Origin of the sequence: Paenibacillus sp. F411, assembly GCF_017582705.1 — a bacterium.
Lineage (GTDB): Bacteria > Bacillota > Bacilli > Paenibacillales > Paenibacillaceae > Paenibacillus_AQ > Paenibacillus_AQ algicola.
Map to the genome: position 1 here is coordinate 196,511 of NZ_JAGFIP010000005.1, position 17,636 is coordinate 214,146.

Here is a 17,636-nt window from a genome sequence, read left to right on the forward strand (position 1 = left end):
TTTAAAATGTCCTTAAGGGGTCCCTGTTCATTCGTAAGGTGAACAAGCAAGCCCCCGAGGAGCTCGAGGACTTGTCGTATTGATTATTGGGTACCGTGCATGTGTTCTACATCTTATGAGGCTGCCGTTGCAAGCTGTTGATCTGCCTTCTGGGCAGGACGTGACCGGCTCAGCTGCCACACCCGGACACTAAGGTAGGCCAGAACCCCGAAGAGCGCTGAGATGAGCAAGGTATGACCCAAAGCGGCAAAAATGTACAGCTCCTCATTCTGCATCGTAGACATCAGCACTCCGCCGCTCAGCACCTGCAGCAGGCACAGCACTAAGGCCGCAACGCCCAGCATTTGAATTTCTTTATTATTGCGGTGACGCCAAAAAGCGAAATGCGCCATCACTGCAATGGTCAGCAGCAGCAATGCCGCCGCTACGCGGTGCATAAAGGCAATGCCAACGCCGCCTGAAAGCTCCGGGATAAGCTCTCCGTTACACAGCGGCCACCCGGAGCAGCCTTCCCTGGATTCCGTATGGCTTACAAATGCCCCTATGTACACTACCACGTAGGAGTACACTGCAGTTGCCCATACCAGATTCCGAAACCTCTTGCTGACCTGCGGCAATGGCTCGGAATCTTTCGTATCACCTTCATGCTCCAGCCGCCGCATAGCCAAGGCCAGCATCACCGAGCTTGCGAACGCAATGAGAGAAAACCCGAAATGCAGTGCCATCACAGCCGCTGATTGCGGAGACATTACGGCCATTGCGCCCATAATAGCCTGCAGGATGACAAAGACGGAGGTTAGCCCCACGTACGCCAGCAGATCCCGGCGATGCCGCTTGTAGCGAACGAAGGCAAGCAGAGAAGCCAGCGCTGACAAGCCAGCCAGTCCACTAATCAGGCGGTGCGAGTATTCAATCATAGAAGCCAGGGTGTAAGCGGGAACAAATTTCCCATTGCATAACGGCCATTCCTGCCCACAGCCCAAGCCTGAGTCTGTCTTCGTGACCACCATTCCGCCAAAGGTCGCCAGAAACATAACGAGGCACGTTATATAACTGAGCCATTTCAACTGTTTATTATTCAAAATTATTCACCTGCTGCCTTATATTTCGTATTCTGAGCATGAAGTTTCCCCACGCCATCTATATTATAGCGGATCATGGCGCCGGGGTCATGGCTTGTTTGTGACAAAATGTTCAAAAATAAAGCACTATCTCCTCTTTACAAGGAAATAGTGCTCTATTCGTATCTCATTTACTTGTGGATCGTGTTGTATACCTCCAGGGCGCGCTGCAGGAAGGCTTCAATCTCTTCCCGCGACTTGCGGAGCTTGTTCACGAACCGAACCAGCTCACGGCCATCCGTGTAAGCCACAAAGCTCGGGATGCCCAGGATATTCTGCTCCTGACTGACATCCCCCACCTGATCCACATCAACCTCTACCAGTGTCAGGCGGTCGCTGTACTGGGCTTCCAGGTCCGGCATGAAGGGATCGATAAATTTGCAGTCACCGCACCAGTCTGCCTTGAAAACAGCAATGGTCAGTCTTGGGGGCTGGATCGCAACTTGAAACTCAGCTTTTGACGTGATTTTTTCCATAGGTAACTCCCCTTTTCCTGTGAATTCCTCTCTCCACAATAGTGAAGCAAATGTCAGAGTGGAAGTCAAATTTTGCGAGCATACTACATGGGTACTCAAGAACACTGCGAAAGAAGGTCATGGTATGCCACAGCAGCGGAGACAGCGGACAGGCTCCCTTTGGTCGATGCTGAGCGCCCTGCCTCATGCCGCTTCCGAGGCTGTCAGCGGCTTAGCCGCATCCTGGCACAACTCCGGCGAGCTTCGCAGGAGCAAGCTTCCTCTGGATTGGAACGAGGGAAGCGTCAGGAGCATCCTGTGTATTCTCGACCGCACGGCTGAGGGCTGCCGGAGGGAACGCGACGCCCGTCATTCAAGGTTTCAGGCCGGAGTCGATGCTCCGCTGCCGGGCAGCAAAGCAGAGGACCTCGTTACGGCGGATCATCTGCTCATTCAGCGGATTCAGGAGATGACTGCCGATCGGAACCGAAGCAATGTAACACGCACGCAGGCTTATCTAGAGATCTATCTGGAATTTCCGGAGCTGCACTGGGCTCTGCTGGCCCATCTGGTTTCAAGAAATGCCGGCTGGAATATGACGGATCTGAAGGGCGGGCTCATGTCTGATTTGACCGATGCCGCGTTCAAGCTGAACATGTACCGATTTCTGGAGCGGTGCAACGCGCTTATTTTTCAAGATGCCTATCCGCAGCTGCTGTTGTATAAATATAGCCGTGAACAGAAGCGGAGCTGCTTTCACCTGCTGCCCTCGTTTCATGTTTCGGCCTTCATGACGCCGTTTTGGGAACGGTTCTGGATCGAACGCAGCAGCGGAGTGCTCAGTGTCGCCCTGATCATCAATGAGCAGAACTACATCGAAGGACGGGTGGTCTCCCATCCTTTTTACCGTGAGCAGGTGCTTCAGCATCCCTACCTCAAAATTCATGAATGGACCCGCCTGAATCAGATTCTGTTTCCACTGGGAGACAGTCGCTGCCGCCATGAGCTGTACAAAGAGTCCATTCTTCCCCTGCGCCCTTTAATCGGCCTGACCGTGCAGCATTTTGCCGACCCGTCCTCGCGGATCAAGATCGGCAAATCTCTATACGGCATGCTGTTCGGATATAAGCGTGTGCTGGAAGGTGCCTTGCATTTCGTCAACTGCACCCCGCACCTGGGTTCTAGGGAAGAGTATTGGCCTGCTCTATTCACATATCAGGCTGAGGGCTCCATGGATGCCCCTGATGAAAGCCAGGCTCTGCTCCAGTCCGAGTGGCTGCCGGACGGGCAGCGGCTCTACAGCCCGCGGCTGCTTCAGGTGTGGGAAGACCTGGATTACGAAAGCATTCCCCGTTATGACTGGTATCAGCAGCCGGATATGCTGCGTCATGTCAGCAAGCCGTCACTGCCCTATTTTGTAGATATGACCCACCGCCACCGTTCTTCGCTGGAGCGGACCTCCATGGCCCATGACGCTGGCCGGTGGCTGAAAGGTCCAAATACCTGATCAGCCTTTCTGGCGGAATGCAGAAGGCGCAAGCCGCATCAACGGACGCAGTACTTTTTGAAGCACGCGTGGATACCCCTTGAGCTCAGCCTGCCGCACAACCCCGAGAATGATCAAGAGCAGCAGGTACAGTGCACCTACCACGATGCCAACAATTGCGCACACAATCAAAAAGGCCAAGCGGTCAGGCATCACATTCACCAGCTGGCGGCTAAACCCTTCCGTACCGTAGCCGGCGCCAAAAGCGATCAGCACAGTCATGCCAAAGGCGATCCAGCGGGTGCCGAGAATGGAGAATGAGACAATGCTCTTGATGGTACGCACATTCAGAATCGTGATCACCAAGAAGCAGAGCGCCGTAGCTGCAATGATGCCGTAAATACCGAGCAGCGGCGATAACAGATAGCTGCCGGCCAGCTTTACCAGCAGGCCGACGATGACGTGCTTGACTGTGATTTTTGCTTTGCCGGTTCCCAGCAGAATGGAGCCCGAGGTAACCATCGTAATCTGAAAAATCGTAGTCAGCGTAAGCATCATAATAATACCGGTGCCCTCGATGGAGCTAAACAGCAATCCATTCAGGGAATAAGCGGCGGCGGCAAGAACCAGCACGACCGGCATTCCGGACAGAATCGCTACCCGCAGCGCCAGCGTAACCTGATGCTGCAGATGCTGCTCGTCTTTTCGGGCATAGGCAGCCGAAATAATCGGAATCAGTGATTGCGCCAGCGCGACTGCCAGGATGGGCGGGATTCCGGCAATGCTTTGAGCCCGCGTGCCTAGCACGGCCAGGGCTGCTGTAGCTTCCTCAGGGCCAATGACTCCGTTTAGCAGCGGCTTGACCAGTGAGGTATCGAGAAAGTTCACCGAGGGCACCGTCACGGAGGACAGCACAATCGGAATGGAAAGCGTAAATATCGCTTTATAGATCGTTCCCAGCGGAATGGTGGTGTCTGCGGCCAGCTCATGATTCAGCTTATCCTGACGGCGCAGCCGCAGAGCAAAGGCCAGCATGACGGCAAAGGCTGCCAGGCTGCCGAGCACGCCGCCAAAGGTAGCACCCGCGGCAGCAAGCGGATCATTATAGCCAAAGTGAATCAATATGTATGCGAGTCCGATGCCCGTCACCACTCTGGCAATCTGCTCTACAATTTGCGAAATTCCACCGGGCGTCATAAAGTTGCGGCCTTGAAAATACCCCCGCATCATCGCAATCGTCGGAAACAGCAGCAATGCCGGAGCAAGTGCCTGGATCGCTGCAGTTGCCTCCGGCAGCTTCGTCAGTCGGGCATAATAGGGCGCGAAGAAAAAGAGCAGCAGCGTAATGACGACCCCGACCCCGGCGGAGAAATACAGTGCAGCCTGATAGACCCGCTTGGCTTCTGCCGGGCGGTTCATCGCGTAGCGTTCGGATACCATCTTGCTCAGCGTGCTCGGCACGCCGGCGGTCGCTAAAGCGAGCAGAATCAAATAAATGTTGTTCGCACTTGCAAATGCAGATTGGCCGATATCATCCAGCAGGTGCTCCAGCGGAATCCGCTGCGCGATGCCGAGCACCCTTGCCACCAAGGCAGCCGCTGCCAGAATAATCGTCCCTTTAATAAAGCTGTCTTTTGCCAAAATAGCACCCTTCTTTCTTCCTCACGGCGTATCAAAAAACCCAAATAAAAAATATGACAATCATGGCCAGCTGTAAAATAACTTTGACCAGAATGCTGCTAAACAGACCCAGCACCGACCCTGCCCCAACCTTCATCGCTTTGCCCGGTCCCGAGCCGGCAAGCATCTCTCCAATCAGCGCACCGATAAAGGGTCCGATGATCAGGCCGAAAGCCGGGATGACGAACGGACCGATGATCAGGCCAATCGTACTGCCCCAAATGGAGGCTTTAGAGCCGCCCAGCCTTTTGACGCCCCAGGCATTGACGGCGTAATCCGCCACGAACAGCACGAGCAGAATCAGCGTTTGAATGATCCAGAACCATACGGTGTAATGCTGAAATGTGAAGAACCAGCCATATACGAACAGTGCCAAATAAATGGCGACCACACCCGGCAAAATAGGGTATACGGCCCCCGCCATGCCGACGGCAAACAAGGCAATTACCAGAATCCAGCCTAACACATCCATCTGATCTCACTCCTGTCTCAGGATAACATCTCGGATCACCTCAGCGATGCCGTCCTCATTATTACCCGCAACTACGAGATCCGCTTCATCCTTCACCGTCTGCTGGGCATTGCCCATGGCTACACCGAGCCCCGCCGCCTGGATAGCGGCCAGGTCATTCAGGCTGTCTCCACAGGCGACCACCTGCGACATGTCCAGCCCCAGCAGGTGACACACCTTCTTGATCCCCTCGGCCTTGTTTACACCCAGCGGATTGATCTCCAGATTGAACGGTGATGAGTTGGTAATTTCCAGGCCGCCCATATCCTGCAATGACATTAAAATATGATGGCGGACCTCCTCGTCCTCCGTGTAATATCCGAACTTCAGCCATTCCTGCTCCTCTAAAGTTTGGTGCAGAGCCTCACTCCAGCTGTCCCGGTTATACACCTGTTCTACCGTATAGGCCCAATACCAGGCACCGGTCTTCATAGCCAAGGCATGCATCTGTCGGACCAGACTGACATCCATCAGCGAGCGGTGGTACAGATCGTAGGGAGCTTTCCAGATTTCACTTCCGTTGACCGTCACCATCGGTGTGGCGAGCTCCAGCTGCTGTGCATAGGGATAAGCGCTTTTGAAGGCTCTGCCGGTAGACAGGCAGACATGCACGCCCTGCCGGACCGCTTCCTTAATCCACTTTACCGTTTCCCTCGAAATCTCATGCTCATCCGTCAGCAGTGTCCCGTCCATATCCAATGCCAGCAGCCGGTACTTTAAACTCATATGACCGCTCCCTTCCGCAAATAGCTTCCTTGCTTCAACATAAGGACATTTTATCACAAACCCGAGCCTCTCTTGCAAATGACACCCCGTGCATCGCACAGGAACATAGCAAAAAAGGACCCCTGCCCATCGCTGAGCAAGAATCCTCTTATGCGGGTAAAGGGATGCTACTCCGCGACTTCCTGCGGATTTCCCTCTGCCGCTGGTGCTGCTCCTTCTTCCTGCAGCTCTTCAGCCGCTTCACCTTCCCCCTCAGTCCCTTCCACTTTGGGATGCGGGGTGCCGTCCAGGCCATAAACCTCATCGTAGGCGTCAAAAATTTTGCGAGCGATAGGTGCAGCGCTGTAGGATCCGAAGCCGCCTTCCGGAACGATGACAGCCACCGCGAGCTTCGGCTTGTCTCTGGGCGCAAAGGCCACAAAGACACCGTTGTCTGTAAACTTAGCCTCGCCGTTCTCGTATATGACCATCTCCGAGGTTCCTGTCTTGCGGGCAAAATCATAACCAAAGCCCTCAAAGGAGGAAAGCCCCTGCGTATTCATGCCTTTAATAACTTCATCCCAGTGCTTATCCTCGAATTCGACGGTATTCAGTACCTGCCGCTTGAAGGTTTGAATGACCTGCCCGTCCTGATTCTCGATCTTCAGCGCCATTTGCGGCTTGATGCGCTCTCCCTTATTAGCAATAGTAGCTGTATACTGTGCCAGCTGCAGCGTTGTATACCCTCCGGACTGTCCGAAGGAGGCGAAAGACAGAGCCGCCATCGCACTGCCGGCCTGTTCGATGTTATCGTAATCGATCTTGCCAAGAAACTCTTTAGGCAGGCCGGACTGTGTGGAGACGCCCAGTCCAAACTGCTTCATATAATTATCCCAGACCTCTATTCCCGAAGCGCCGTACTTATTAAACAGCTTCTCTCCGACCATATCAATCATGAAGGCGTTAGAGGACTTTTCAATAGCGACCGCTCCGTTAATCGAACCCAGCACCTTGCTAAGAGAGTTTCTGACCTTACGTTCATCCTTGCCGATTTGAGCAAAGCCCTGATCGTAATAATAATCGTTGGCAGCAAACAAGCCTTCCTGCAGGCCGATCAATACACTGAGCGGCTTAATCGTAGAGCCTAGCCAAGGAACGGAATCCAGACCGTTCTTGGAACGCCCGCTGCCGTAAGGGGTAATAGTCCCGTTCTTGTAATGAGCTGTCACATGGTCCCAGTCCTGGGTTCCGTCCTTCCATACATTCGGATCATAGTCAGGTATACTGGCCATGGCTACGATGTTTCCCGTATCGACTTCCATGGCCACAGCATAGCCTGTCTGGGCCTCTGGATGCGTCTCACCGGAGAACGGCGTCGTGCGAAGCCATTTTAACTGATCTACAATCGCCTGCTCCGCCTCCATTTGAATATCCTTATGGATGGTGGTGTACACATTATACCCCTTCTCCGGCGGCATCAGTGACGGCACACCGTCAATCATATTCTGGGGATTGATCGGTATGCTCATATAGCCGCTTTTGCCGCGGAGCGCATCCTGAAACATCAGCTCGAGTCCGTCGACACCGACGAGCTCGGATTCCATATAGGTGAGCCCTGGTTCCCGATCACTGTTCTTCTTGTCGATCGCTGCATATTTATCCAGGCTTTTCTGACCACTGAACTTTTTGAGGTAGCCGACAGCCTGCACCGCAACCGTATCGGTGTCATAGTAGCGGACATTCTCCTCTACAATTTCCACCCCCGGAAATTGCTGCTTGTTCTCAATAAAGAACGCAACCTCTTTGTCCGTCAAGTCACCCTTGATACGGCGGGGCTCGTAACCATGCTGCCGGTTCGACTCCAGATCGAGCAGAGCGATAACCTCCTCCACCGTCAGCTTGGCATCCGGCTCGCCATGCTTGTTGAATGCCTCTACCATTTGTTCTGCGAACGCCTCGATTTCCGGACGATTCTTTTCTCCGGCAGGAGAGTTCTTGTTATAGTTTTTGAGGAGCGTGACGTACAGGGCATTGGATGGCTTGGAGTAAGCAATCGGCGTGCCGGCTGCATCCAGAATGCTGCCCCGGATCGGATTGAGCGGGTAATTTTTCGTTCGTCCCCCCGTCTCCTGCTGGGTCAGCTCCGGCCCTTCGACAAATTGTAAAAATGCAAGGCGTACAATGATGACGCTGAAAATAATAAAAGTGCTGAAGAAAAAAATGTTGATGCGCATGTTAAATTGACGCCCTGCATTTTCCTCTTCCTCTCTGCGCTTTGGGTCCCGTTTAAAAAGCCCCACCTTTGCTCTCACCCCTTTGTTTGCTGTAGCCTGTGTTCTTTAGAACACTTCCTCCTTGATATGCGTTTCGGAGAAACGCGGAGGGTTAAACCAATCTCCGCTCGGTGCCCAGGTTGGATCCAGCGGCACCCACTTGTCCTGCTCTGACAAATACACCTCGTTCCAGGCATGCGGGCCAAAGCCGCCTTCTCCGTTGTAGCCTCCCCCGGTCACTACGCGGACTTGTAGCTCCTGCGAACGGGCCATCATCGCGTAGAGGCGGGCATAGTCTATGCATACGCCCAGGCGCGTGTCATACGTATCCTGAGGAGTCTGCTCTTTCCAGATCCGCTGCTGTTCATACATCTCAACCTTATCATAATCATAGGATATTCTCGTGCCTACCCAGTCATAAATCATCCTGGCCTTCTCTTCATCCGTGACTGCGTCCTCAGTGATGTAAGCTGCCGTCTGTTCAATGCCTTCAGGGATAGCATGATCGATGACCTCGTACTTTTTCTGCATAATACCGTTCAGCTCTTTCTGAACGGACTGCTTAAACACCGGAAGCTGACGCTGCACCAGGGAGCCGGACAATGGCTCAATGACTGCCTGCGCACCTTGCTTATACAGCGGCGAAGCCTCTACATAGCGGCTGAACTCGCTGGCCGGGTTCAGGCTGACGCAAATAAATAACAGGGCAATAATAATCATTCCGCGCGCCGCCCCCAGCAGGACCCCGATTAACGCTCCCGCCGAGCGGCTGATCAGGGAGGACGAGCCCTCTTTGTTGCGGGTGTTCTCTCTGCCTGATGACGACAAGCCTCCAATGGTTAAGGCTGCCAGCAGGCGCAGCAAAGATAGAATGATGCCGTAGCTTATGATGAACAGAACCGCAAACCGCAGCAGCGGAAAGCTCGCCAGAGAATGCACGGCTGTAAACCAGATCTGCTCCCAGAAGCTGAGCTCCCTTGCCGGCATGCGTTCAGCCAGATCCTGCAGCCAGGCTGCGGCCTGAGGAGATACAGACAGGGTAAACAGAACCGAGATTCCCAGGCCCACGACACGCATTAGCGTATCTCCCAGAAAAAAAGCCAGCCTGCCTGCTGATCGCGACGCTCCCCGGTTCCAGCCCTGCACCAGAGAGAACACAGCAATGAGCAGCAGCAAAATCGTAACGGCATTGCCTTCCCGCAGACTGTCACTCCAAGCCGAAAGCATATCCTTCCTCCTTCTGCCTCATTCTGTGCTGTTTAATTTCGCTTGACCGATGTATTCCTGGATGCTTTGATTCACGTCCCAGGTTCCCACAGGCACTCCCCGAAAGGTCACCTCGACCTCATTCGCACCGCTTTCTCCCTTCAGCTCCAGATTCGGGGATTTGATGCTGTAGGTGCCGTCCTTGTTCGATGTATATTGTGCTTCCTTCGCTTCTTTCATCATCAGCGTCATGGCCTCGGCTTTGACCGTATCCACGGTCTCATTCTTGACCGTACTCACGACCTCCCCGATTCGATCCAGCGATATTCCGCTGTAAATCAAGAGACCGCCAGCAATCAAAATCACAAGCAGCCATTTCACCATGGTCTTGACTACATTCACTACAATCAGAAGCACAATCAAGCCAATCGCAATAATTAGCCAGTTCTGCTCTAGAAATTCAAGCCATACTTGTGTATCCAACCCTCTCACTCCTATCGGTATGCCCGTAATCTTCCTATGAGCCGTACTTATGTTAGTATACATGATTGCCTCCCTCTCTGTCAGCCAGACGCAGGGAACGGCGAGGGAGGCATAAGCCTGGACATTTCCGCGTACAAGTAGTACAGCTTGGTTTTTTATTCCCTGCGGCTTGGAGGTGCCTCAATGTGAAAACGGCCCTGTGGCTATATCTGTTTCTGTTCCTGGCTTATTTCGATCTTCATGCCCAGCATCCCGTGCTGACACCTTTTGCCCTGTCATTGGGAGCGGCACCGGCTTTCATCGGCTGGATGATGGGCATTTATGCACTCACTCACCTGCCCGGCAACCTCTTGGCGGGCAGCCTGATTGATCGCCATGGCAGCCGGCGCTACATTATTTTCAGCTTAACGGCAGCGGGAATCATTCTTCTGTTTCAGGCTCATGTCCAACTGCCCTGGCAGCTGCTGCTGCTGCGGTCGATCAGCGGCTTTGTGCTTGCTTTTCTGTCGCCAGCCTGTCTGGCACTCCTTGCCTCGTTATCCGTGAATCCCGTAACCCAGGGGAAATATATGTCCGGGCACGGGGTCGTCCATACGCTCGCCTCTGTGCTTTCTCCTGCTGCCGGGGCCATCATCGTCGCCCAAAGCGGATATAGCGGTACCTTCGTGGGTCTCGGGTGGCTGCTTATTTTTACAGGTGTAATCGCCTTTCTGACTGTGCCGCGTCCTGCCCGGCTCCCGACGAAAGCACGTCTACCGCAGAAAGTGACCGCAAAGGCCGAGCCGCTGCCGCAGGAAAGCTTTCCCTTCAGCCTCCGCCTGTACATGGTTCCATTTACCATTGCCTGCTGCCAGGGAATGCTCTTCTTTGAAATCTCGCTGCGTTCCGGCGGGCATGCCAGCATTCTGTCCACCGGGATTTTATTCTCCGCCGTCAGCATGGGCGCACTAGTGACGCTCAGCATGCTGTTTCTGAACCAATATTCCCCCGGCAAAAGAGTGGCCGTCGCCATGTTCATCCTGGCGCTTTGCTTCTACGCGCTGGCCGCCGCACACACACTGCCGCTTATTGGCATCCTGCTAGTGCTGGGGATGGCCAAGGGACTTCTGTTCCCAGCCCTTTCCTCTCTGTTTATTGAACGCAGCGGAGGAGCAGCGCTTGGCAGGGTGTTCTCTTATCAATCCATTGCCATGTCGATTGGCTCCTTCGCAGGACCTGTGGCAGCCGGACAGCTCCGGGGACATACTTCTCCTTACTTTATAGCCTTTCTGCTGTTAATGGCAGCTCTGATCGGTTTATTAACCGGCAAACAGAATTCCGCCAAGGTCATGCCCTCGGGGATACAGCTGTAGCTTCTTCTTGCTTTATTAGGCTGGAGCACAGTCGTCTCAGCGCCTTGTTCATACTATAAAGTACAGCTCATAACTACTACCATGATTACGAACCGAATGAAGGGGTGAAACAAAATGAGTCACGTCAACAAAGCAGCTGCTTATTGCGGCGGTGTCGGTACTTCTGTCGGCATGATCCTGGTGCTCTATATCCTCTTGGTCATCATCTTGAGCGGTCTGTTCTACTAAGCTGATCCTCAGCTTTATGGAGGTCTCTGCTTCATCAACAGAACGGTAGTCATGCTTTGCAGGCTGTCCCGCTGGGGGCAGCCTTTCATGCTGCCTTTTTTGCATTAAAAACAGGCAGAACGTTACAATATACATATATCGTTCATTTCCCGGGGAATGTGTGTTTCCATTTTCTTGCCAAATAAACATTGGAGGTGGATGCCTTGCCGATTTTCATTATTGTAGAGGGGAAGAACGACCGGAGCCGGCTTCGCCGCCTTCTGACACCGGAGATTGAAATTGTATGCACCTTTGGCACCCTGAATACAACCAGGCTTGAAACCCTTCACAAGCAAATTCGTCATGAGGACGTATACCTGTTTATGGACAATGACAGCTCCGGCAAAAAAATTCGCGGCATACTTCGGGATTCCTTCCCCGATGCTGAGCATATTTATACCCGCAGAGGTTATGCCGGTGTAGAGGGGACTCCCGATGAGTACCTGGTTGCCCAGCTGGAGAAGGCGGGTCTTGAAGAGTATATTGTATATCCTCCCGAGATGCTGCCCGGTAATTCGTGGGACAGCCAGCATGACTCCCATTAAGAGAAAAAGGACGATCCTCTAAAGGAACCGTCCTTTTATCATTTATTGAACGAGGCTCTTGAGATCCTTGACGATGTCCTCCACCTTGACCTGCATAGGATCAGTGGCGTCGTACAGCTTGCGGATATTGTGATCTCCATCGACCAGAGCAATCCGGTTACCATGAGAAAAATTACTCGTTTCATTCCCGATTAACGGTATTTTGAACGAGCCCTGCATCAGATCCCGCGTTTCCTCCTGGTCGCCGCGCAGGAAATACCAGCCACTGTAATCAGCGAAGAACTGATCACCGAAGGCTTTGATTTTTTCGGGGGTATCGGTCTCGGGATCGAAGGAGAAGGACAGGATTGCAGCTTTCTCTCCAAACAAGCCCTCCTCCTTCTTCAGCTCATTCTGAACCTGAGATAACACCATGGTGGTTGGCGGACATACGTCCGGGCAGCTGGTGAAGTAAAAATACATCAGCCTCACCTTTCCCTTCGTATCATCCAGCGTCACCGTCGATCCGTCCACATTCTCCATCTGGAAGTCGGCTACCTGCCCCATCACCGGCAGCTTGCTTTTTCCAATACCTAGAGTACTGAACAATAAAGCCCCTGCCGCAATCAGACAGACAGCTAGAATTAGCCAGGTCCATTTATATTTCTGAAGCAAATTCGACATCATGTGCTCTCCTTAACCGTTAAAGTGACAATATGTACGGATTAAAGTGTACCATAACGGAGGCAGCCTGTGGCAGGGAAAACAGTCCGGCGGACAAACTTCCTATGACAATTTCGTGACATCTTTTATACGCTTTCGTCCTTGACGGAACGTTTCTATTACGGCACAATTTGTCTAGGCAGCCCAATTTAGCGGGCAGCAAAAAACCCGAAGCGTGACGCTTCGGGCGGTATGCACAAGTCCTGATAAAGTTACTGACTGCTGCGTCCGGAAAGCGATTGCTCTGCCAATTGGACGAGGCGCTTGGTGATATATCCTCCCAAAGAACCAGTCTCACGGGATGTGTAATGACCCATGTAGCCGTCTTGTGGAATTGTGACGCCCAGCTCTTGCGCGGCCTCCATCTTCAGCTGCTGCAAGGCTGCGCTCGCTTGGGGAACAACCAGATTATTACTGCGGGATCCTCTTTGTGCCATGTTGTACATATCTCCCTTCAATGATGTCTGTGTCTTTTGCAAGCTTGCAAGCTTATTATGTCTCGCTCTTCGCAGCATTATACGGGAAATTCACATTATTATTTATAGGGAGGTCATAGGATATGGGAAAGGGATTGTCGCTGTGGTTTGCATCTTCCTCCATCGTTCTGATGGCTGCCGCCTCCATTATGCTCAGTCATAATATATGGGCTGCACTAGGCTTAGGGGTGCTGACCATCCTGAACATTGGATGGGGCTTTATCGTCAAAGCAAGATTGCGCCGGTCCGGCAAAGAGTAATCCTCCAGCCGTGCATTTGGGCTTCCGCCATTTCTAACGAATCTGTTATGATGGAACAATGATGAATATAATGAGCAAGAAACCATGTGGTGAAGGAGCATCGATATGAATCAGGTGACCAAGGGTCAGTGGAATGATTATGATACCTATACTCTTAACAGCGGCAGTCTCGAGGTTACAATTCTGCCCAGACTCGGAAACAATGTGATCGGAATCAATGACCTGCACGAAGAGCGCCAGATTATTCGCAGACCTGACGAAAGCGAGCTGGCATTTTATCTGCAAAAACCTTACCATTTCGGCATGCCCCTGCTGATTCCGCCCGGAAGAATATCCAAAGGACGCTTCCAATATGCCGGGCAGGATTATCAGTTTGATCAGAATACAGTCAACGATAATCATATACATGGCCTGCACCGGACTCAGGCCTGGTGCGTCAGTGATATTGAGGAAGACGAGGAAGGCTGCTCCGTGACAACAGAGCTTCATACCAGCGATGACCCTCATTGGCTGCAGCAGCTCCCGGAGCCCCTGAAGCTGCAAATGGTGTTTCATCTTCAAGGAACGACGCTGCAGCAGCGGCTACGCGTGAGCAATCTGGGAACTTCACCGGTTCCTTTCGGAATGGGATATCATACGTGGTTTCTGCTGGACGGAAGCCCCCAGAACTGGCAGCTAAGGCTTCCGGTAGATCATATTTGCGAGCTGGATGAAGAGCAGGTTCCCACCGGCGGCACCGTCCCCCTTCATGAGCTTGCCGAGTTACAACATGGAATGAGCCTTGCCGGCTCGAATCTGGATACGATATTCAAGCTTCAGGAGAATCAGCCTGCTGAAGCTGTTCTTACCCGAAATGACGGGTATACGCTTCACTACTCTGGAGATTCGTCCTTATTCAAGCACTGGGTGCTGTATACGAAGGGCGAAGCGCAGGACTTCTTATGTATAGAGCCCTATACGTGGCTGCCTAATGCACCGAACCTGCCACTGAGCAAGGAAGAGACAGGCCTGATTGAGCTTCTTCCCGGCTCTTCGGTAGAGCTCGTAACCACGCTTCAGATCCGCCGCCCGGAATCCTCTTCATAGTCTGAAGCCTTTCAACGATTTAGCTGTCCTTGCGGTCTCACACTCGCGAAGGGCAGCTTATTTCATGAACGGCTAATATTACCAGACTTCTGATTCTCTCTATAGCGCATGAGAAGCAGGACTTTCAACCATAATATCCTCATCAGCAATGAAGGAGGTGACAGAGATGGGCATGGGTCAAAACGGACAAGGTCGCCGTAACAGAAGCTCGAACAACCTGGTTGTTCCTCAAGCTAATGCGGGTCTGCAGCAAATGAAATATGAGGCTGCACAAGAACTGGGCGTAAGTATTCCTCAAGACGGTTACATGGGTCATTACACTTCCCGTGAAACCGGTTCTTTGGGAGGATACATCACAAAGCGTCTGGTACAAATGGCAGAGCAGCAATTGTCGGGTCGTTCTAACTCGTAATTGATTCTCTTCCCTCCAGATGATGAGAATGAGAAAGAGGCGGTCTTCTCCCCAAAGATCCGCCTCTTTCGTATGTACATAATAAAAGAAATAAGGGCTAAATCAATATTCTGCAGCTGCATCGGATACAGCCGGCCTGCTATAACGAATCATCATGTTTGCCATGTTGTAATTAGATTCCAGTACCGCATCCACGAGCACGATGCCTTGCTGAATGGTGAACTCATAGCTGATCTCGCCATGGGTCCAGCGACGCTTATGATTCAGGCTCTCAAGTGCCATGCTGCGAAAAGAGCTTTGCTGCACCGGTGTCAAGCCGCAGCCCGCTGGTGTTATTACACCGTTCCGGCCTGCAAGCGGATTATGGCGAATACCGAATTTGCCAATGACATTGTTTCGTATTTGCACAAACACGGTACCTGAGTTCAGTCCGGCCAATTCCTCCTCCAGCTCCTTAAACACGAGATCCAGCTGCCTTGCAAGAGATAACTGCTCTAATCTTATCATCTTCCTCCCCCTTTCCATTCCTATCATGATTAGGTATTTCAGCCTTTTACTAGGGCTTGTGACTCATTATAGGACAAGCTTCAAAATCCATCAACAATTTACAACATAATTGGGTATATATCCCTACTTTTTCATATTTAACACATTCATATTTCGTTTTTTTATGTCATTTTATTCTTTAATATGACAAAAAAAAGAGGCCAGCCAGTGACCTCTCCTGCATACCGCTTTCATATTTAAATCATCATTCTACACCATATTCTGAGTCATTTGCAGAAATTGACGAATATCCTGCTCGCAAGATGAAGCTGCTTTTTGCCAGAAATCCGGACGTGTCAGATCTACGCCCAGATGCTTTTGCGCCAGCTCCTCCACAGGCAGTATGCCGGTATCCTGCAGCAATGCATCATATCGTTCAGCAAAAGCTTCGCCCTGCTCCAAAGCAAGTGCGTACAAGCCGGCGCTGAACATATACCCAAATGTATACGGGAAGTTGTAGAACGGCACGCCTGTAATATAGAAGTGCAGCTTGGAGGCCCAGAAATGCGGATGATAGCCGGACAATGCATTCAGGTAAGCTTCTTTCTGAGCCTGCTCCATGAGATTGCTGATCTCGGACGCCGTCAGGATGCCCTGCTTGCGCTGCTCATAAAACGTGGTTTCAAACAAGAACCGGGCATGAATGTTCATAAAAAATGCCACGCTGCGGTTAATTTTTTCTTCTAAGAGCGCCAAACGCTCCTCCTCCTGCTGAGCTCCTTTGACCTGGGCATCGGACACAATCATCTCCGCAAAGGTCGAGGCTGTCTCAGCTACATTCATGGCATAGCTCTGGTTCAGTACCGGAAGCTCGGTCATCAAATGCTGATGATACGCATGCCCCAGCTCATGAGCCAAGGTAGATACATTGGAGGCCGTGCCGCTGTAGGTCATAAAAATCCGCGTCTGATTGCTGTGCTTCAGTGAGGTGCAGAAGCCTCCAGGGCGCTTGCCAGGGCGATCCTCCACCTCAATCCAGTTCTTATCAAAGGCCATCTGGGCAAAATCCGCCATTCTCGGGCTAAAGGCACGGAACTGGCGGACGATGCTTTCCGCAGCATCATCGTAGCTGATCTTGACTTCCGAGGTTTGCAGCGGTGCATCTACATCCTCCCAGGAGAGCTGGTCCATACCGAGCAGCTGGGCCTTGCGGTTCAGAAACTCCACCAGCAGCGGTTTCGTGCTTTGCACGACGGACCACATCGCATCCAGCGTCTCCTTCGACATCCGGTTAACTGCCAAAGGCTCCTTCAGCACCTGGTCCCAGTCGCGGGCCTCATACAGCTTGAGTCGGAACCCGGACAGATGGTTTAATGTATCAGCACAATAGTCTTCCGAGGCACTCCAGGCCTCTTCCCATTTCTGGAATACTTCCCTGCGAACCTCCTTGTCGGGATGGCTCAGCTTATTGGCAGCCTGGCCTGCGGAGAGCATACGCAGTTCACCATTCTCTTCAAAAGGAATCTGAATATGGCTCACAATGGTGTTATAGAAATCTCCCCATCCGTGATAGCCGTCTACAGACAAAGACAGGGCTAGGCTTTCCAGCTCAGGACTCATCTTCTCCCGGGCCCGGCTGCGGCTTTCACTTAAGGTAAAAGAGAGCGGTGCCATGTTATCCTTAGCCATCCAGTCATGAAACAAGGTATCGTCAATATCACGCAGTAAAGTACTGAACTGTACTGCAGCACTCTGAAAGGAAGCAAGAAGACCCGTGATTCGGCCCGATAACTGGTTGGCCTTCTTATCGCTTTGATCCTGTGCAGACAGGCAGCTGACAAAAGAGCGGGCTTCACTGCCCTTGGCCGTGCACTGCTCCAGCAGCTCCACAATGCCCTCCAGTCCGGCTGCTTCCTCCAGTGTCTGTGGTATGGATGCCGACTTCACTTGCTCCTGAAGCAGCTTGATATCCTGCTCCAGCCCTTGGATAAAGGCTTCAAACTCACTGGAGGCTGAGCCTCCCGGAAATATCGTATCCAGATCCCATGTCTGGCGCAACGGATGCTTCATCCTGTTCATCAACCTTTCCAAATTGGATTCATCAGTGTATAACTAATAGAAGTGCTTAGC

The 17,636-nt window shown here is 52.2% G+C and carries 19 protein-coding genes; 7 read left to right on the top strand and 12 right to left on the bottom strand.

Annotation, left to right across the window (positions count from 1 at the left end):
• Nucleotides 1–113 precede the first annotated feature (113 nt).
• Nucleotides 114–1,082, bottom strand: coding sequence for a COX15/CtaA family protein (locus tag JJQ72_RS07825; protein ID WP_138226931.1), 969 nt, complete (start codon nucleotides 1,080–1,082; stop codon nucleotides 114–116).
• Between the two features lie 170 nt (nucleotides 1,083–1,252).
• Nucleotides 1,253–1,597, bottom strand: coding sequence for a thioredoxin family protein (locus JJQ72_RS07830; RefSeq protein ID WP_138226932.1), 345 nt, complete (start codon nucleotides 1,595–1,597; stop codon nucleotides 1,253–1,255).
• A 124-nt stretch (nucleotides 1,598–1,721) separates the two neighbouring features.
• Between JJQ72_RS07830 and JJQ72_RS07835 the strand changes: the two genes are divergently transcribed.
• Entirely contained in the window at nucleotides 1,722–3,083 is a 1,362-nt protein-coding gene (locus JJQ72_RS07835) for a DUF2515 family protein (RefSeq protein ID WP_208203297.1), read from the top strand.
• Here the strand turns inward: JJQ72_RS07835 and JJQ72_RS07840 are convergent, their stop codons facing one another.
• The 6 genes from JJQ72_RS07840 to JJQ72_RS07865 all read right to left on the bottom strand — a co-directional run bounded on the left by JJQ72_RS07840 (nucleotide 3,084) and on the right by JJQ72_RS07865 (nucleotide 9,920).
• The gene (locus JJQ72_RS07840; RefSeq protein ID WP_138226934.1) at nucleotides 3,084–4,706 is read right to left on the bottom strand and encodes a putative polysaccharide biosynthesis protein; all 1,623 of its coding nucleotides are present in this window, start codon (nucleotides 4,704–4,706) and stop codon (nucleotides 3,084–3,086) included. It lies immediately after the preceding gene.
• A 28-nt stretch (nucleotides 4,707–4,734) separates the two neighbouring features.
• Nucleotides 4,735–5,214 carry a DUF456 domain-containing protein gene (locus JJQ72_RS07845; protein ID WP_208203298.1) on the bottom strand — a complete coding sequence of 160 codons (480 nt, stop codon included), beginning with the start codon at nucleotides 5,212–5,214 and terminating at the stop codon, nucleotides 4,735–4,737.
• 6 nt (nucleotides 5,215–5,220) lie between these two features.
• A complete protein-coding gene (locus JJQ72_RS07850) occupies nucleotides 5,221–5,979 on the bottom strand; it encodes a Cof-type HAD-IIB family hydrolase (protein WP_208203299.1) in 759 nt (252 codons plus the stop codon).
• 167 nt (nucleotides 5,980–6,146) lie between these two features.
• The gene (locus JJQ72_RS07855; protein WP_208203300.1) at nucleotides 6,147–8,192 is read right to left on the bottom strand and encodes a peptidoglycan D,D-transpeptidase FtsI family protein; all 2,046 of its coding nucleotides are present in this window, start codon (nucleotides 8,190–8,192) and stop codon (nucleotides 6,147–6,149) included.
• A 105-nt stretch (nucleotides 8,193–8,297) separates the two neighbouring features.
• Nucleotides 8,298–9,458, bottom strand: a complete 1,161-nt coding sequence (locus JJQ72_RS07860; protein WP_138226937.1) for a transglutaminase domain-containing protein — start codon at nucleotides 9,456–9,458, stop codon at nucleotides 8,298–8,300.
• Nucleotides 9,459–9,476: 18 nt separating this feature from the next.
• A complete protein-coding gene (locus tag JJQ72_RS07865; protein ID WP_208203301.1) occupies nucleotides 9,477–9,920 on the bottom strand; it encodes a hypothetical protein in 444 nt (147 codons plus the stop codon).
• A gap of 185 nt (nucleotides 9,921–10,105) precedes the next feature.
• Between JJQ72_RS07865 and JJQ72_RS07870 the strand changes: the two genes are divergently transcribed.
• From JJQ72_RS07870 to JJQ72_RS07875, 3 genes are all read left to right on the top strand, one after another.
• The gene (locus JJQ72_RS07870) at nucleotides 10,106–11,272 is read left to right on the top strand and encodes an MFS transporter (protein ID WP_208203302.1); all 1,167 of its coding nucleotides are present in this window, start codon (nucleotides 10,106–10,108) and stop codon (nucleotides 11,270–11,272) included.
• A gap of 114 nt (nucleotides 11,273–11,386) precedes the next feature.
• Nucleotides 11,387–11,500, top strand: coding sequence for a sporulation protein YjcZ (locus JJQ72_RS20845; RefSeq protein WP_397332477.1), 114 nt, complete (start codon nucleotides 11,387–11,389; stop codon nucleotides 11,498–11,500).
• Between the two features lie 203 nt (nucleotides 11,501–11,703).
• Complete coding sequence (locus JJQ72_RS07875) at nucleotides 11,704–12,084, top strand: toprim domain-containing protein (RefSeq protein ID WP_138226940.1); 381 nt, start codon at nucleotides 11,704–11,706, stop codon at nucleotides 12,082–12,084.
• A 42-nt stretch (nucleotides 12,085–12,126) separates the two neighbouring features.
• On the opposite strand, the gene JJQ72_RS07880 is transcribed toward JJQ72_RS07875, so the two are convergent.
• Nucleotides 12,127–12,747 (bottom strand): SCO family protein, encoded by a 621-nt coding sequence (locus JJQ72_RS07880; RefSeq protein WP_138227869.1) that lies wholly within the window; start codon nucleotides 12,745–12,747, stop codon nucleotides 12,127–12,129.
• A 251-nt stretch (nucleotides 12,748–12,998) separates the two neighbouring features.
• A complete protein-coding gene (locus tag JJQ72_RS07885; RefSeq protein WP_138226941.1) occupies nucleotides 12,999–13,223 on the bottom strand; it encodes an alpha/beta-type small acid-soluble spore protein in 225 nt (74 codons plus the stop codon).
• A gap of 122 nt (nucleotides 13,224–13,345) precedes the next feature.
• Between JJQ72_RS07885 and JJQ72_RS07890 the strand changes: the two genes are divergently transcribed.
• The 3 genes from JJQ72_RS07890 to JJQ72_RS07900 all read left to right on the top strand — a co-directional run bounded on the left by JJQ72_RS07890 (nucleotide 13,346) and on the right by JJQ72_RS07900 (nucleotide 15,020).
• On the top strand, nucleotides 13,346–13,522 hold the full coding sequence (locus JJQ72_RS07890) for a hypothetical protein (protein ID WP_175415347.1): 177 nt from the start codon (nucleotides 13,346–13,348) through the stop codon (nucleotides 13,520–13,522).
• 105 nt (nucleotides 13,523–13,627) lie between these two features.
• Nucleotides 13,628–14,608: an aldose 1-epimerase gene (locus JJQ72_RS07895; RefSeq protein ID WP_138226942.1), complete on the top strand. Its 981-nt coding sequence runs from the start codon at nucleotides 13,628–13,630 to the stop codon at nucleotides 14,606–14,608.
• Between the two features lie 172 nt (nucleotides 14,609–14,780).
• Nucleotides 14,781–15,020, top strand: a complete 240-nt coding sequence (locus JJQ72_RS07900; protein ID WP_138227870.1) for an alpha/beta-type small acid-soluble spore protein — start codon at nucleotides 14,781–14,783, stop codon at nucleotides 15,018–15,020.
• Nucleotides 15,021–15,122: 102 nt separating this feature from the next.
• Here JJQ72_RS07900 and JJQ72_RS07905 read toward each other — a convergent pair whose 3' ends face one another.
• Nucleotides 15,123–15,527 (bottom strand): O-methyltransferase, encoded by a 405-nt coding sequence (locus tag JJQ72_RS07905; RefSeq protein WP_208203303.1) that lies wholly within the window; start codon nucleotides 15,525–15,527, stop codon nucleotides 15,123–15,125.
• Nucleotides 15,528–15,776: 249 nt separating this feature from the next.
• A complete protein-coding gene (locus tag JJQ72_RS07910) occupies nucleotides 15,777–17,576 on the bottom strand; it encodes a M3 family oligoendopeptidase (protein WP_208203304.1) in 1,800 nt (599 codons plus the stop codon).
• Between the last annotated feature and the right edge of the window lie 60 nt (nucleotides 17,577–17,636).

Bases quoted from the DNA above. Each gene is read 5' to 3' on its own strand.
- JJQ72_RS07830 (WP_138226932.1), bottom strand. From the start codon at position 1,597: ATGGAAAAAATCACGTCAAAAGCTGAGTTTCAAGTTGCGATCCAGCCC.
- JJQ72_RS07835 (WP_208203297.1), top strand. From the start codon at position 1,722: ATGCCACAGCAGCGGAGACAGCGGACAGGCTCCCTTTGGTCGATGCTG.
- JJQ72_RS07845 (WP_208203298.1), bottom strand. From the start codon at position 5,214: ATGGATGTGTTAGGCTGGATTCTGGTAATTGCCTTGTTTGCCGTCGGC.
- JJQ72_RS07850 (WP_208203299.1), bottom strand. From the start codon at position 5,979: ATGAGTTTAAAGTACCGGCTGCTGGCATTGGATATGGACGGGACACTG.
- JJQ72_RS07855 (WP_208203300.1), bottom strand. From the start codon at position 8,192: ATGCGCATCAACATTTTTTTCTTCAGCACTTTTATTATTTTCAGCGTC.
- JJQ72_RS07860 (WP_138226937.1), bottom strand. From the start codon at position 9,458: ATGCTTTCGGCTTGGAGTGACAGTCTGCGGGAAGGCAATGCCGTTACG.
- JJQ72_RS20845 (WP_397332477.1), top strand. From the start codon at position 11,387: ATGAGTCACGTCAACAAAGCAGCTGCTTATTGCGGCGGTGTCGGTACT.
- JJQ72_RS07880 (WP_138227869.1), bottom strand. From the start codon at position 12,747: ATGTCGAATTTGCTTCAGAAATATAAATGGACCTGGCTAATTCTAGCT.
- JJQ72_RS07885 (WP_138226941.1), bottom strand. From the start codon at position 13,223: ATGGCACAAAGAGGATCCCGCAGTAATAATCTGGTTGTTCCCCAAGCG.
- JJQ72_RS07890 (WP_175415347.1), top strand. From the start codon at position 13,346: ATGGGAAAGGGATTGTCGCTGTGGTTTGCATCTTCCTCCATCGTTCTG.
- JJQ72_RS07895 (WP_138226942.1), top strand. From the start codon at position 13,628: ATGAATCAGGTGACCAAGGGTCAGTGGAATGATTATGATACCTATACT.
- JJQ72_RS07900 (WP_138227870.1), top strand. From the start codon at position 14,781: ATGGGTCAAAACGGACAAGGTCGCCGTAACAGAAGCTCGAACAACCTG.
- JJQ72_RS07905 (WP_208203303.1), bottom strand. From the start codon at position 15,527: ATGATAAGATTAGAGCAGTTATCTCTTGCAAGGCAGCTGGATCTCGTG.
- JJQ72_RS07910 (WP_208203304.1), bottom strand. From the start codon at position 17,576: ATGAAGCATCCGTTGCGCCAGACATGGGATCTGGATACGATATTTCCG.